This is a genomic window from Xylanibacter ruminicola, assembly GCF_900107775.1.
In the GTDB taxonomy this organism is placed as follows: Bacteria; Bacteroidota; Bacteroidia; order Bacteroidales; family Bacteroidaceae; genus Prevotella; species Prevotella ruminicola_C.
On the sequence record NZ_FNRF01000005.1, the window covers coordinates 227,095 to 243,488 of the forward strand.

General features: G+C 47.7%; 11 protein-coding genes. 10 read left to right on the forward strand and 1 reads right to left on the reverse strand.

The window, feature by feature from the left end:
- The first annotated feature begins 14 nt into the window (after positions 1–14).
- From BLU97_RS13265 to BLU97_RS13295, 7 genes are all read left to right on the forward strand, one after another.
- Positions 15–1,007, forward strand: a complete 993-nt coding sequence (locus BLU97_RS13265; protein WP_013063960.1) for a calcium/sodium antiporter — start codon at positions 15–17, stop codon at positions 1,005–1,007.
- 46 nt (positions 1,008–1,053) lie between these two features.
- A complete protein-coding gene (locus tag BLU97_RS13270; protein ID WP_013064422.1) occupies positions 1,054–1,749 on the forward strand; it encodes a queuosine precursor transporter in 696 nt (231 codons plus the stop codon).
- A gap of 63 nt (positions 1,750–1,812) precedes the next feature.
- Positions 1,813–2,274 carry a preQ(1) synthase gene (queF, locus tag BLU97_RS13275; protein ID WP_175456387.1) on the forward strand — a complete coding sequence of 154 codons (462 nt, stop codon included), beginning with the start codon at positions 1,813–1,815 and terminating at the stop codon, positions 2,272–2,274.
- A 620-nt stretch (positions 2,275–2,894) separates the two neighbouring features.
- Positions 2,895–4,676, forward strand: a complete 1,782-nt coding sequence (locus BLU97_RS13280; RefSeq protein ID WP_074761972.1) for an oxaloacetate decarboxylase — start codon at positions 2,895–2,897, stop codon at positions 4,674–4,676.
- Positions 4,676–5,215, forward strand: a complete 540-nt coding sequence (locus tag BLU97_RS13285; protein WP_074761973.1) for an HD domain-containing protein — start codon at positions 4,676–4,678, stop codon at positions 5,213–5,215. Before BLU97_RS13280 ends, BLU97_RS13285 begins: the two co-directional genes overlap by 1 nt.
- A 70-nt stretch (positions 5,216–5,285) precedes the next feature.
- Entirely contained in the window at positions 5,286–8,153 is a 2,868-nt protein-coding gene (locus BLU97_RS13290) for a putative LPS assembly protein LptD (protein WP_074761974.1), read from the forward strand.
- Between the two features lie 39 nt (positions 8,154–8,192).
- Complete coding sequence (locus tag BLU97_RS13295; RefSeq protein WP_074761975.1) at positions 8,193–10,457, forward strand: cation:proton antiporter; 2,265 nt, start codon at positions 8,193–8,195, stop codon at positions 10,455–10,457.
- Between the two features lie 3 nt (positions 10,458–10,460).
- Here BLU97_RS13295 and pepT read toward each other — a convergent pair whose 3' ends face one another.
- A complete protein-coding gene (gene pepT, locus BLU97_RS13300; RefSeq protein ID WP_074761976.1) occupies positions 10,461–11,684 on the reverse strand; it encodes a peptidase T in 1,224 nt (407 codons plus the stop codon).
- A 306-nt stretch (positions 11,685–11,990) separates the two neighbouring features.
- On the opposite strand from pepT, the gene BLU97_RS13305 reads away from it, so the two are divergent.
- The 3 genes from BLU97_RS13305 to BLU97_RS13315 are packed head-to-tail and all read left to right on the forward strand — an operon-like array spanning position 11,991 to position 16,320.
- On the forward strand, positions 11,991–12,809 hold the full coding sequence (locus BLU97_RS13305; RefSeq protein WP_074761977.1) for a sirohydrochlorin cobaltochelatase: 819 nt from the start codon (positions 11,991–11,993) through the stop codon (positions 12,807–12,809).
- Between the two features lie 28 nt (positions 12,810–12,837).
- Entirely contained in the window at positions 12,838–14,928 is a 2,091-nt protein-coding gene (locus tag BLU97_RS13310) for a TonB-dependent receptor plug domain-containing protein (protein ID WP_074761978.1), read from the forward strand.
- A gap of 3 nt (positions 14,929–14,931) precedes the next feature.
- The gene (locus BLU97_RS13315) at positions 14,932–16,320 is read left to right on the forward strand and encodes a PepSY domain-containing protein (protein WP_074761979.1); all 1,389 of its coding nucleotides are present in this window, start codon (positions 14,932–14,934) and stop codon (positions 16,318–16,320) included.
- Positions 16,321–16,394: the final 74 nt, after the last annotated feature.

Genomic DNA, 16,394 nt, shown 5'->3' on the forward strand with positions numbered 1-16,394 from the left:
AAACCGAGAAAACTATGACATTATTTAACATCGGACTGATCGTCGTAGGTATCATCCTCGTTATCTGGGGAGCCGATCGTATGACGGATGGAGCCTCAAAGCTGGCCCGCGACATGCGTGTGCCCGAAATCGTGATAGGTCTTACCATCGTAGCTGCCGGCACTTCGGCGCCCGAGCTGTTTGTGAGTCTGATGTCGGCCCTGAAGGGTACACCCGATCTGGCTGTAGGTAATGTGATAGGTTCTAACATCTTCAACACCCTGCTTATTGTAGGTTGTTCGGCTGCAGTAGCGCCAATCGCTGTGGCGCCCAACACGGTAAAGAAGGATATTCCCTTTGCTATCGGTGCCTCGTTGCTACTCTTTATGCTCTGTGCCGACGATATGGGCTCGGTACACCTGTGGGGTAACGAAATCAGTCGTTCGGATGGTATCATCCTGCTCATCGGCTTTGTGGCCTTTATGGTTTACACCTTCCAGATGGCTGCAAAAGATGGAAAGTTGGATTTCCTTGACGAGGAACTGGGTGTGGAGCGCGAAAAGCCCAAGAAGGATTATACGCACCTGTGGCGTAACCTGTTCTGGATTGGTCTCGGACTGGGCTGCTTAATCGTGGGCAGTCATATCTTTGTAAACGGTGCTACCTATGTGGCTTATCGTTTCGGTATCCGTCAGAGTGTGGTAGGTCTTACCATCGTGGCTGGCGGCACGTCGCTACCCGAGTTGGCTACCAGCGTGGTGGCTGCTTACAAGGGTCGTTCGGCCATGGCTATCGGAAATGTCATCGGCTCGAATGTGTTTAATATTCTGCTTATTCTCGGCATCACTTCGGTGGTTCACCCCATGCGCATTATGGGTATCACCATCGTCGACCTGATGATGATGCTGATTAGTATTGGACTGATGTGGATATTTGCAATCACCAAGTATTTTGTATCGCGCCGCGAGGGATGGGTACTGATACTTACCTTTATGGGCTACATGGGTTGGTTGCTGTATCTTTTATAGTGGATAACAGGGGTACTTGAACACCCCCTTTAAAAAAACAAGAAATATGGAAAAATTAAAAGACAATCAGAGGATCAGTGTGCTGTTTATGTTTTACGGCATACTGTTTTGCGTGTGCCTGATTACGGCAAACGTATTGGAGACAAAACAGATTTCGTTTGGACCTGCTAACATGACGGCTGGACTCATTGTGTTCCCCGTAAGTTACATCATCAACGATGTGGTTTGCGAGGTGTGGGGATACCGTCGTACGCGTCTGCTCATCTGGCTGGGCTTTGCCATGAACTTTATGTTTGTGGTGTTTGGTGCCATCGCCGACTGGATTCCTGGTGCCTCGTACTGGCATGGCGAGGAGGGATTCCATCAGATTTTCGGATTGGCGCCTCGTATCGCCGGTGCATCGTTCCTGGCTTTCCTGGCAGGATCGTTTATGAATGCCTACGTGATGAGTAAGATGAAGTTGAGTTCGAACGGTAAGAATTTCTCGGCACGTGCAGTGATGAGTACTGTCTGGGGTGAGCTTACCGACTCAATCATCTTCTTCCCCCTGGCGCTGGGTGGTGTTATCCCCTGGGAGGAGATGCCATCGCTGGTTATCACACAGGTAACACTGAAGACGGTTTACGAAATCATTGCACTTCCTGTAACCATCCGTGTGGTAAACTTTACCAAGAAGCACGACCACGAGGATGTGTTCGACAAGGATGTAACGTACAACATCTTCAAGGTCAAGGAACTATAGTGTTTAATGTTTCGCTCGAGCTTTGCTCGCTTTTACAAAGCTTTAGCGACTAAAAGAATGTTTATGATGAGAGAACAAGAAGGTTTGCAGGCACTCGGTAAGAAGACTGAGTACAAGAGTGATTATGCACCCGAGGTGCTTGAGACGTTTATGAACAAGCATCCTGAGAATGATTATTGGGTGCAGTTCAACTGTCCTGAGTTTACATCGTTGTGCCCTATCACGGGTCAGCCTGATTTTGCTGAGATCAAGATTATGTATATTCCGGGTGAGAAGATGGTGGAGAGTAAGAGTTTGAAGCTCTATCTGTTCAGCTTCCGTAACCATGGTGATTTCCATGAGGACTGTGTGAATGTGATTATGAAGGACTTGGTTCGTCTCATGGATCCCAAGTACATCGAGGTAATCGGTCTTTTCACTCCCCGTGGTGGTATCAGCATTTACCCCTACGCCAACTACGGTCGCCCCGGCACCAAATTCGAAACCCTCGCCGAACAAAGACTAATGAATCACACTTTCAAATGATTTGATTAGTTAGTTCGCGGAAACGAAAAAGTAGTCCTCGCGTGGGTCGAAAAAGAAAGTAGTCCCAAAAACGTCCTGGCTCGGAGGCCGGATGTCCGATTATCGTAATCATTCGGAGAACTCGCTTCGCTCAAACAGCTCCTCATGTCGATTTGCTTGTCTCGCTTACGCGATACAAGAATCGAAAATGATTCCGATAATAGTACATCCTATAAATACCTCCTCGTGCGGAATGTTTTTGGGATTACTTTCTTTTTCTCTAGTTACTTTTGTCTTACGCACTTCTTCGTTGGGATAAAACGTTCGAAAACATTCCGCACGAGGAGGTCTTTAGAGGAATGCAAATTCTTTGAATCAACATTGAGTCTCTGATTGCGGAACGCAATCTGAGCAACGAAATACGAAAAGCTGTTTGAGCGTAGCGAGTTCTTTGAGTGATTTGAAGAATTTGTGTGCCGGCCTCCGAGCTCAGGACGTTTTCGCACCTTTCTTTGATTCGTTTCTTTCGGTGTCGAAAGAAATGAATGCGCTAAAAAACATAAAAATATTAGTAATAATACCGCTATGTGCAGAAAAAGTGCTATATTTGCATTCAAATTTTGAAAATAAGCTTATAAAATATGGCAAAAAAGAAGATTCAATTCAGTCTCGTTTACAGAGACATGTGGCAGAGTTCAGGCAAATTCCAGCCTCGTAAAGACCAGCTGGAACGCATTGCGCCCGCCATTATCGATATGGGCTGTTTTGCCCGAGTAGAAACCAATGGTGGTGCCTTTGAGCAGGTGAACCTGATGGCAGGTGAGAATCCTAACCTGGCTGTTCGTGCTTTCTGTAAGCCTTTCAACGAGGTTGGCATTAAGACTCACATGCTGGATCGCGGTCTCAACGCACTCCGTATGTATCCTGTACCCGATGATGTTCGTGCACTGATGTATAAGGTTAAGCACGCTCAGGGTGTAGATATCACTCGTATCTTCTGTGGATTGAACGATACCCGTAATATCATTCCAAGTATCAAGTGGGCCAAGGAGGGTGGTATGACACCTCAGGCTACATTGTGTATCACCACTTCGCCAGTTCACACCGTTGAGTACTATGCTGCTATTGCCGACGAGGTAATCGCTGCTGGTGCCGAGGAGATCTGTTTGAAGGATATGGCTGGTATCGGTCAGCCTGCTATGCTGGGTAAGCTTACCAAGGCTATCAAGACCAAGCACCCCGATATCATCATTCAGTACCACGGACATTCAGGTCCTGGATTGTCGATGGCATCTATCCTCGAGGTTTGTAACAATGGTGCCGACGTGATCGATACTGCTATCGAGCCTCTGTCATGGGGTAAGGTTCACCCAGATATCATCTCGGTTCGTTCGATGCTGAAGAACGAGGGCTTCGAGGTGGCCGATCTGGATATGAACGCTTATATGCAGGCACGTACGCTCACTCAGGAGTTTATCGACGACTGGTTGGGTTGCTTCATCAACCCTGCTAACAAGCACATGTCATCACTGTTGCTTGGTTGCGGTCTGCCTGGTGGTATGATGGGATCTATGATGGCCGATCTTGGTCCTATCCAGAAGATGATTAATAAGGAACGCGAGAAGAAGGGTGAGAACGCACTCACTATGGACGATATGCTGGTTAAGCTGTTCAACGAGGTAGAGTACGTATGGCCAAAGGTTGGTTATCCCCCATTGGTAACACCATTCTCTCAGTACACTAAGAATATCGCTCTGATGAACCTCCTCACCATGGAGCAGGGCAAGGGTCGTTACGTGATGATGGACGATGCCATCTGGGGTATGATTCTTGGTAAGAGCGGTAAGGTGCCCGGAACAATCGCTCCCGAGCTGGTTGAGCTGGCCGAGAAGAAGGGGCTTAAGTTCACTGATGCCGATCCTCACACGCTGTTGCAGAACTCACTCGATACCTTCCGCAAGGAGATGGACGAGAACGGTTGGGATTACGGACAGGACGACGAGGAGCTGTTCGAGCTGGCTATGCACCCTGAGCAGTACCGTCCATTCAAGAGCGGTCAGGCAAAGAAGCAGCTGCTGGCTGATATCCAGAAGGCTAAGGATGCCAAGCTGGGTGGTGGTCAGAAGATTTCGCAGGAAGAGATCGACGCTATCAAGCATGCTAAGGCCGACGCTGTAAAGGCTCCTCTGGCTGGTCAGCTGTTGTGGGGCTTCGGTGGCGAAGGTGTACTGGCACCATGTGTTGAGCCATTCATCGGTCAGAAGTACAAGGAGGGCGACACCTTCTGCTATCTGCAGACCAAGTGGGGCGAGATTGTATCAATCCCTGCCGCTATGGGTGGTAAGCTGGTTGATATCAGCGTTAAGCCTGGTCAGAACATTCGTCAGGGCGACACCATCGCCTGGATTGAGCGCGAAGCATAATGGATTATCAATCTATTATAGACAAGTATTATCCGTCGGAGAATGAACTCCGGCGGATACTTTTGGTACATAGTCGTCAGGTGGCGGATAGATGCTTGAAGATTGCCAAGCAGCACCCCGAACTACGTCTGGATACCGAGTTCTTAGAAGAGGCAGCTATGCTGCATGATATCGGCATTTTTCGTTGTAACGCCCCCAGTATCGAGTGCGTAGGCACCGAACCTTACATCTGTCATGGTTATTTAGGTGGCGAGATACTGCGCAACGAGGGCTTTTTGCGGCATGCGCTGGTATGCGAGCGCCATACCGGTACTGGTCTTACCCGTGCACAGATCGAGCGCCAGCAACTGCCATTGCCACTCGATCGTTGTTATGAGCCCGAGACACTCGAAGAGCAGGTGGTGTGCTATGCCGATAAGTTCTATTCAAAGTCACATATCGCCCATGAGCGTTCGGTAGTAGAAACAGCGCAGAGTCTGGAGAAATTCGGTGCCGAAGGTGTACAGAAGTTCCTGAAATGGGTTGATATGTTCGAATAAAGTAAAATTTTTGTGATAATCTCTGTTAATCTATGGCGAAAATCGCAGAATTATTTGTAATTTTGCACCCGTGAAAAGAAAATCGGTATTGATTGTGTTCGCTTTCGTTATCCTGTTGGTGATGGCGGAAGTGCCAATGAAGATGGTTTCCAGAGTTCAGCAAGGCTCTGGTAACAATGATAGTATCCCGGCCGACAGTATCGTCGAGGATACCTTTAAAGCAGCCTTGGATACCATCAAGGCTACCGCCGATACCACTCAGATGGACTCTATCCAGCTTGCCATCTATCGCCATAACAAGGCCATCGATGATTCGTTGGCGCAGGATAGTATCAATAAGCGTCGTAAAAATGGTATCGATTCGCCAGTAGAGTATTCGGCTGAGGATTCGCTTACTTACGAAGCTGCTTCGGGTCTGGCCCATCTGTATGGCGACTCGAAGGTGAAGTATCAGAATATGGACCTGCAGAGCGACAAGATTTACATGAGTCTTGACAGTAGCTTGGTACATGCCACGGGTAGTTTCGATTCTACAGCCAACGAACTCAAAGGTACCCCCGTTTTCAAGATGGGTAATGATGAGTACCAGAGCGATACCATGGCCTTTAACTTCAAAACCAAGAAAGGTTTGATTTCTAGCGTATATACGCAGCAGCAGGAAGGTTTCTTAACCAGTGAGTTGTCGAAGCGCGGTGCTGATGGCGAGATGTTCCTGCAGCACGGTCGTTACACCACTTGCGACGATCCTCATCCCGATTTTTACCTTGCCATGTCGCGTGCCAAGGTGCGCCCAGGTAAGGATGTGGTGTTCGGTCCTACCTATCTGGTAGTTGCTGATGTTCCTCTGCCATTGGCCATCCCTTACGGATTCTTCCCCTTCACCAAGAGCTACTCAAGCGGACTCATCATGCCAACCTATGGTGATGAGACCGAGCGTGGTTTCTATCTGCGCGATGGTGGTTACTATTTTGCCATCAACGATAAGATGGACCTGAAGCTGATTGGCGAGATCTATACCAAAGGATCATGGGGCCTCTCGGCAGCCTCTAACTATCGCAAGCGTTACCGTTACAGCGGTTCGTTCCTGGCCAGCTATCAGAACACCATCAACGGCGAAAAGAATATGCCCGACTACTCTAAGCAAACCAGCTTTAAGGTAGTTTGGAGTCATCGTCAGGATGCCAAGGCCAACCCATACTCGCAGCTCTCGGCAAACGTAAACTTTGCCACCAGCAGCTACGAGCGCAATAACCTTACCTCGATGTACAATCCCCAGACGCTCACCCAGTCAACACGTACCTCGTCGGTATCGTGGAGCACCACATTCTCGAGCATTGGTATGACATTGAGCTCAACCACCAACTTAAACCAGAATATGCGCGACAGTACTATCTCGCTTACGCTGCCCGACCTGAATATCTCTATCGCCCGTTTCTATCCCTTTAAGCGTAAAAAGAGAGTAGGCGATGAGCGCTGGTACGAGAAAATCTCGATGCAGTACACCGGTCAGATCAAGAACGAGATAACCACTAAAGAAGATAAACTGCTGCACTCGTCGCTGTCGAAGGACTGGAAGAACGGCATGCAGCACTCTATACCTATCAGCGGTAACTTTACCCTGTTCGGCTATCTCAACCTCAACCCCTCGTTCAACTTTACCGACCGTACCTATTTCAGCAAGGTACACAAGTCGTGGGATGCCGCTGCTCAGCGCGAGGTAGTAGATACCCTGAGCGGTTTCTATAACGTTTACAACTGGAACTTCAGTGTTGGCGCCTCTACCAAGCTTTACGGTATGTGGGTGCCCAACCGTAAGATATTCGGCGATAAGATTAATGCTATCCGCCACGTGATCACGCCAACCGTTAGCTTCAGCTACGCCCCCGACTTCAGTGCGTCGCGCTATGGCTATTACGATTACTATCAGAAAACCGATGCTGATGGCAAGGTGACAATGGTTGAGTACTCGCCTTACCAGATTGGTCCTTACGGCGTGCCAGGCAAGGGTAAAACCGGTAGCCTCTCGATGGACCTCTCGCAGAACCTCGAAATGAAGGTAAAGAGCGACGATGATTCTACCGGCTTTAAGAAGATTTCGCTCATCGACGAGTTCCGCATGTCGATGTCGTATAACTTTGCTGCCGATATCCGTCCTTGGAGCGATCTCTCAACCAGCTTGCGACTCAAGCTCTCTAAGAGCTACACCCTGAACCTCAACGCTGTGTTCGCATCGTATGTTTACGAGGCCGACAGCGTTGGTGCCACACCTCGCGTGTCAGAGCACACCACCTATTGGGGTATGGGTAAGCTTGGCCGATTCCAGGGCATCTCGCAGAACCTCTCTTATACCCTCAGCAACGAGAAGATAGCTAACTTCTTTAAGCGTTTGCGTGGCGAGAAGGTTGATGATAAGAAAGGCAAGAAGAAAAATCAGAACGACGATGACGAGTGGGACGAAAACCTCGAGTCGAACGTGGATAAGGATATGGAGAAAGCCAAGCATGGTGCCCAGCGTAAAGGTAGCGGTTCGAAGGCTGAGACCGACGAGGATGGCTATATGGCCTTCCAGATGCCTTGGAGTCTGAGTATCGGTTATGGTGTTACCATGCGTGAGGACCAGACCCTCTCAAAGTTCAACTACAACACCATGCGCTATCCTTATAAGTTTACACAGAATCTCAATGTAAGTGGTAACCTGCGCATCAGCGACGGATGGAACATCTCGTTCTCATCTGGTTACGATTTCGATAATAAGAAGATATCTATGACAACGGCCTCACTTAATCGCGACCTCCATTGCTTCAATATGTCGTGCTCGGTAGTGTTGGCACCCTACACTAGTTATAACTTCTCATTCCGCTGTAACGCGTCAACTCTTACCGATGCGCTTAAGTACGACAAGCGCTCAAGTTACTCAAACGCTGTGCAGTGGTACTAGTAACATTGAATGTTGAACATTGAACATTGATCTTTACTGATGGCTGAATTACCCCCAATGATAGCCGACCTGGCACTCATCCTGATGGTGGCAGGTGTGGTTACGCTCATATTTAAACGCTTAAAGCAGCCCCTTGTGCTGGGCTACATCGTGGCAGGTTTCCTGGTTAGTCCTAACATGACCTACACGCCATCGGCTGTTGATATGGCCAACGTACACCTGTGGGCCGATATCGGTGTGATGTTCCTATTGTTCTCGTTGGGATTGGATTTCTCGTTCAAGAAGATTCTTAAGATGGGTGCCTCGCCCGTCATATCCGCCATCACCATCATCTTCTGTATGATGATGCTCGGTATCGTGGTGGGCCATGTGTTCGGCTGGGGTAAGATGGACTGCATCTTCCTTGGAGGTATGCTCGCCATGTCGAGTACCACCATTATCTATAAGGCTTTCGACGATCTCGGATTGCGCCAGCAGCAGTTTGCGGGCATGGTGATGAGTGTGCTCATACTCGAGGATATTCTGGCTATTGTGATGATGGTGATGCTGAGTGCCATGGCCAGTGGTTCTGATATGGGCGGCGGACAGCTTTTGCAGTCGGTCATGCGTATCGTTTTCTTCCTTATCCTATGGCTGGTGGTGGGTATCTTTGCCATCCCGCTGTACCTGCGCCGTGTGCGCCGACTCATTAATAACGAGGTGCTGCTGATAGTAGCCTTGGGCTTGTGTTGTGCCATGGCGGTGTTCTCTACCAAGGTAGGCTTCAGCTCAGCTTTCGGTGCATTTATCATGGGTAGCATCCTGGCTGAGACCATCGAGGCCGAGCGTATCGAGAAACTCGTCGAGCCTGTTAAGAACCTCTTCGGTGCCGTATTCTTCGTGTCGGTAGGTATGCTGGTCGATCCAAAGATTCTGGTCGAATATGCCATACCTATCCTCTGCCTGGTACTCACCATTATTGTAGGGCAGAGCGTGTTCGGCACCATCTCGTTTATGTTAGGTGGCCAGTCGCTCAAGTCGGCCATGCGTTGTGGCTTCTCGATGGCACAGATTGGTGAGTTCTCGTTCATCATCGCCTCGTTAGGTTTGTCGCTTGGCGTTATTGGCGATTTCCTTTATCCCGTGGTGGTAGCCGTATCAGTCATCACTACCTTCTTGACTCCTTACATGATTCGTCTGGCCACGCCAGCCTATAATAACCTTGAGAAGCGTCTGCCTGGTAAGCTTATCAAGTCGCTTAACCAGTTGGCCATGGGCAATACGCATAGTCAGGAGGAGAGCAAGTGGAAACGCCTGCTCACGCAGATGGCCATCAACACCATCGTTTACTCCATCCTTTCGTCGGCATCCATTGCCATGATGTTTGCCTTTGTGCTGCCCGTCACCCGCAAGATGCTGCCCGGTTGGGAGCTCCATTGGTATGCCAACGCCATTACCGGTGTGCTCACGGTGGCACTCATCGCACCTTTCCTGCGTGCCATGGTGATGAAGAAGAATCACAGCGAGGAGTGGAAAGCCCTGTGGGCCGAGAGCAATCGCAACCGTTTGCCATTGTTGTTCACCATCCTCGTGCGTTTCCTCATTGCCGTCAGCTTTATCTTCTACATCTGCAATTTCCTGAGCCGATTCACCAATGCCTTGATGATTACCATCGGTTTTGTAGTCATCGTGCTCATCATCCTCTCACGTCGTACCAAGCATCGTAGCATCACACTCGAGCGCCTGTTTATCCAGAACCTGCGTTCGCGCGATATCGAGGCCCAGGTGCATGGCAAGAAACGTCCGCTCTACGAGGGCAAGTTGCTCGATCGCGATATTCATATTGCCGATTTCACGGTGCCGTTCAACTCCACTTGGATGGGACTGTCGTTGGCACAGCTCAAGTTGGGTACCAAGTATGGTGTGCATGTTAGTAGTATTCTGCGTGGTGGCCGTCGTATAAACATCCCCGATGGTTATAACATCCTGTTCCCAGGCGATGTACTTCAGGTCATCGGTAGCGACCAGCAGTTCACTGCTTTCCGCGATGCCATCGAGAACGAGGTGCTGGGTGCCGATGTAGATGTGGAGATGCGCGAGATGAAGCTGCGCCAACTCATTATCGGTACCGATAGTCCGTTTGTGGGTCAGACCCTCATCGAGAGTCGTATCCGTGATCGTTTCAGTTGTATGGTGGTAGGATTAGAAGAGGGAAAGGAAAGCCTCTCCCCCTATAGTCCTAATCGTAAGTTCCGTGCAGGTGATATCATCTGGGTGGTAGGCGAGCAAGACTCGCTCGACGCCCTGTTTAATATTAAAGATTAAACATTAAAGATTAAAGCCAGCGGTAAGCTCGCATATCTTGATGATCACTTCTTTTGCTTTGTTCATTGATTGGATGCTTACAAACTCGTAAGGTCCATGAAAGTTCACGCCGCCTGCAAAAATGTTGGGGCAGGGCAGACCTTTAAAACTCAGCTGTGCACCATCCGTACCACCACGGATAGGCTTTACTTTCGGAGCCACACCGCAGTCCTGCATGGCGCGCAGCACCAAGTCTATCACGTGCATCTGCGGGTCAATCTTCTCCTTCATATTGTAGTACTGGTCCTTTGTTTCAAGTGTTACAGTACCCTCGCCGTATTTCTCGTTCATCGCTGCCACCACGCTGGCCAGTGTGCGCTTGCGCTCCTCAAAACGGTCGCGATCGTGGTCGCGTATAATGTAGTGCATGCTCGCCTTCTCAACCGATCCCTGTACACCTAGCAGGTGATAGAATCCCTGATAGCCCTCGGTAGTCTCCGGGCGCTCGTCGGCAGGCAGCATCGCAGCCAGTTCCATCGCCAGCAGGTTGGCATTCACCATCTTGTCCTTGGCATAGCCCGGATGCACACTTACACCTTTTATATATATCTTGGCGCTGGCAGCATTAAAGTTCTCAAACTCCAGTTCGCCCACATCGCCGCCATCCATCGTGTAGCCCCATTCGCAACCGAATTTCTCTACATCAAAGTGGTGCGCACCCATACCAATCTCCTCGTCAGGATTAAACGCCACGCGAATATCGCCGTGCTTTATCTCCTTGTGGTCGCGCAGGTAGCACATCGCCTCTACTATCTCGGCTATGCCCGCCTTGTCGTCGGCACCTAATAGTGTGGTACCATCCGTCACAATCAGGTCCTCGCCTGTGTGCTGTAGCAACTCGGGGAATTTGGTGGGACTCATCATAATGCCCTCCGAAAGCAGAATATCGCTGCCGTCGTAGTTGCGTACAATGTGTGGCTTGATGTCAGCACCCGAGCAGTCGGGGCTGGTATCGTAGTGCGAAATAAATCCGATGGTAGGAATCTCATCTTTCGTATTGGCCTTCAGTGTAGCGTAGATGTAACCCTTCTCGTCCATCTCCACATCACTCAGTCCCTCATGTTCCAGTTCTTTCTTCAAGTACTCGGCAAACACCAGTTGTTTCGCCGTACTCGGTACGGTGTCACTATCCTCAGCCGACTGTGTGTCAAACTGGGTATAGTTTATAAATCTCTCTGTAATGTCCATACGTTTTTTATTATTCGGCTGCAAAGATACAAAAAAAATTGTATCTTTGCAACAGAAAGCACTTATATACGAAAAAAATACAGGCTCGTTTATATGCTTGTGTAGCTGGTTGTGCCAGGTGACGCTGTAGCTATCATATCCTCATCTGTACAATAAATATGATTTGTTTCTTTCTTAATAAACAAATATTATTAATAGTGTTTATAAATTACTATCTTAGTATATCAATCGTGTCTTTAATTATTTTCACTATTTTTAGGTATTGTAGGGCTGATAGATTCGCAGTACCTTTGCAGCCAAAAATATATGAATAAGTATTTAGTTTCTTTATTAGGATTGTTTTGGTTAACATCTGTTTCGGTACATGCTCAGGAAACATCTATTATGATGACGTATTATGGCACAGCCAACGATGCGGCTAGAGCTAAGACGATGGAACCGTTGAATGCAAAAGTGTCGCAGACGTTTTCAAAGTCGGTTATCGCCGAGGCCTATACGTCGGACATGGTGGTGAGAGCCTTGCGAAAACGTGGTATTGAAAAATATACAGTAAGCGAGGCTTTCGCTAATCTGCGCCAGGTAAAGACCCCTGTACTGGTGGTTAACGTGCAGCTCTTGGATGGCGTTATGACCGATAAACTACAGGCAGATATTAGTTCGACAGGCATGTCGGCCGATAGCATACGCTACACGTCACCTTTACTTTATAATAGCGATGATGCGCGTTGGTTGGCGCGCACGCTTGCAAAACACATTAAGGCTAATTCTGATGAGGAGGTTGTTCTAGTAGGCCACGGAAGTAACGATTCGGCTAATGCCATGTATGCACTCATTGACTACGTGATGCAGCACGAGGTAGATGATCGTTATCATGTGGGTACCATCGAGAACTATCCCGATTTGGATATGGTTATAAAGATACTGCACGCAAAGCAGGCACGCAAAGTGGTACTTTATCCATTGCTCTTGATAGCAGGTAATCATGCGTTACAAGATATACAGGCCGATTGGAAAGATAAGTTTGAAAAAGCTGGGTATTCTGTTAGGGTTATCTGTGAGGGATTGCTCGAAATACCCGAAGTGCAGCAGCGTATCATTGATAAAATCAGTAACGAGCTTTATTAATAACAAACATAAATGATTAATGAAAAAAATGAAAAAGTTTTATTATGTATTAGCATTGGTATTATGTGCTAATGCCACCAATGTTTTTGCTGTTCAGGATAACAGCCAGGATACCACGGGCTACGCAGGTATTTACAACTTGCAGCAGGTGGTAGTAACAGGTAATGGCCATCACGAGTTGATGAAGAACTCAACCACTCCCGTTCATGTGCTGACGGCCACCGATATAGCCAAGGCTGGTATTACCGATTTTCAGGCTGCACTTACACGCATGATGCCTAATGTGCAGTTTGCCCCCTCGTCGATGGGTAGTTATATCCGTTTAAATGGTCTGGGCAATAAATATATCCTGATTCTCATTAATGGTCAGAAGGTTGTTGGCGATATCTCGGGCAATGTAGATTTGAACCAGATTGATATGGCACAGATTAAGCGTATAGAGGTGCTTAATGGTGCTGCTTCGGCACTCTATGGTAGCGATGCCATTGGCGGTGTTGTAAATATTATCACCAATCAGCCTAAAGATAAACTGATTAGCGCAGTGAGTGATACGCGAGTTGGTGCTAAAGGCGCATTTACACAGAATGCCAATCTTAATATCCACACTAAGTGGCTGAGTAGCTATACTTCATTCTCGCACAACGAGGTGGACAGTTGGCGCCATAACAACCAGGAATATACAGGTAGCGAGCCCGAAGGCGAAACAGCCCTCAGTTTACAGCCATTGGTTGTGGGCTATCATCAGAATCTGATTCGCCAGCGTTTCGAGTTGCATCCCATCAGTCGTTTGCTGATGTATGCCGAGGGTAGTTACAACTATAAGATGACCGATCGTCCTCGTAAGCAGGAAGGCTGGGAGAGTGGTTACGATTATGATATGCGTTTTAAAACCCAGCGATGGGCTGCAGGCGCTAAGTACGAGTTTAACGATAATCACTCTTTGCAGGTCGACTTCTTAAGCCACACCTTTCGTTATGGTAATGAGTATATGACCGATGTTGAGTCGAAGGGCGTTATTACCAATTATGTGGGCGATTACACACAGAGCAAGAAGCAGAGCCTGTACGATTTGGAGGTTAAGAATATCAACCACTTCTACGAGGGGAGCACAACTATTTTTGGTGGTGAGTGGAAAAACGACTTCCTCAATGCCACCTCGGGCGATGTTGATAATCATGTTTACAATCTGTCGGCCTATGCCCAGCACGATACCAAACTGCTGGATAATATGAGTGTTACAGCAGGTGTTCGTTACGATTATAACGAAGCCTTTGGCAATCATGTTAGTCCTAAGGTGGCCTTGCTTTATCGTCCAGGTGCATTCAGCTTCCGTGCTAATTATGCCTTAGGTTTCCGTGCTCCAGGCATGGACGAGCTTTACTATCATTATTATAAAAGCAACATGCGTGGCAAACCCGTGGTTACTTTTGGTAATAAGGGCCTGAACCCCGAAACCAGTAACTATGTCAGTCTTTCGGCTGGCTATGGCAATTCGCTTTTCTCAATTGATGTTACTGGCTATCTGAATTACGTAAACAACATGATTATCAAGGATGTGGTAGAAATCGATGAGGCTGCCAAGCAAATGCTGTTGGCTTCGTTCCCCGACGACCTTACTGAGGCATCGTTTACCAAGATGACTACCTATAACCGCTATCTTAACAGCGATAAAGGTATTATTCGTGGCGTTAATGCCAATGTGTGCGTGTATCCTTATAATGGCTTAACCTTATCGGCCAACTACGCTTATACGTATGCTACTACCAAAACAGGTGGTGAATGGATACCATTAGAGCGTACCGTAAAAAATGCCGTTACTCTGGCAGCCAACTACAATCACACCTGGGGCAAAACCTATACGCTGAATGTGAACCTGAATGGTCGCATGCAAAGTAAAACCTATTATCCAGGTTACGAGGATGCCCCAGGTTACGGCGTATGGAACCTGAACACCACCCATAATTTTGTGCTCAGTAAGTATCTGCAGATTGAGCCAAGTGTGGGTATCGATAATATCTTTAACAAGATAGATAATCGTATTGATTGGACAAATCGTCGATATGCCAACTATAACCCTGGTACATCGGTAGTGTTTGGTGTAAAGGTAAAGTTCAATTAATATATGCGAAAATTTTACAGAAAGGCGCATCGATGGTTAGGGATAGGTATCGGTATCATCATCTTATTATTTAGTGTTACTGGTATTATCCTAAACCATCGCCAATCTGTGTCGGGTATTGATATCAGCCGCGCATCACTACCTAAGAGTTACCAGATACGTAATTATAATAATGGTATCGTACGTGGCACCTTGGCTAAGGATAATCGGCAACTTATTGTTTGGGGTAATGCGGGCATGTGGCAAACCGACTCGCATTTTACCTATTTTAAATCGATGAATGAAGGTTTCCCTGATGGCGCAGACAATCGTGATATCCTTGCGGTTGTTCGTACTTCGCACGGGCAGCTGATGGCCGCCTCTTCGTGGGCTGTATATTGTTGGGATGGCAGGTGGGTGAGGCTGTACGAAGCGCCTATACACGATATGACGATGAGAGCCGATACCTTAGTAATAGTTACTGATACCGCTGTGATAACCAGCCCCTATCCCTATCGTAGCTTTGTGGCTCATCACATCAAGGGCACTCATAAGCGGGGAAGAGGTAATCTGTTTTCCATGATTATGCAATTGCATTCAGGCCAGCTGTTCGGGTTGCCTGGTGTGTTTTTTGTTGATGGTATAGCTGTAGTACTGATAGTACTTGTAGTTACAGGTTGGTGCTTTACTTTTGGTAGTAAAAAGCTTAAGCGCCCTGTGTTGCGTTGGCACAATGCCTTAGGTCTTTGGCTAATTGTGTTTACGATAGGCATTACCATCACAGGCATTTGTCTTCGCGATCCATTATCTGGCTTAGTGCGCAAGGTTACCTTTGCCTCGCATCAGCAGTATCTGCGCGATTTACGTGCCATTCGATGGAATGCCCATGCTTGTAAATGGATGCTGGTTACCAAACGCTCCATGTACTGGCTCGATACGTTAGGTGGCAAACCTGAAAAGATGAAGCATCATCCTAAACTTACGGGTATGGGCGTTAATGTGTTTCAGTCTGTAGATAGTGTAACATGGTTAATTGGCTCGTTGCGAGGCGCTTGTCTTTTTTGCCCGGAGGACTCGACGGTAACCCCCATCGGCAAGAAACTGGCCGTTGTTGGCTATTCTAACAACATGGGGCATGCAGGCTTTGTGTTGTTTGATAAGCGTAAAGGCGCTGTTGATAGTAAGGGTAAAACCCTTAAAAAGCAAATCAGCGCCACGCCCATGGTACTCCAGAAGCAAGGCATGCCTTTGTGGAATGTCGCCTTAGAAATCCATGTTGGTCGCTTTTTTATCAGTTTTATCCCAGCGCTATCTTCTGCGTTTTATGTTTATTGTACAGGCATTATTATCCTTTTGGTATTGGTGACAGGCTTACTACTTCATCCTAAATTAATGCGTAAACGTAAGAATTAAATGAGGGTGTGTCAAAAAATGGCACACCCTTTTTGTATGTTTGCAACCAAGTTGCAGGAAATACTGCGTATCTT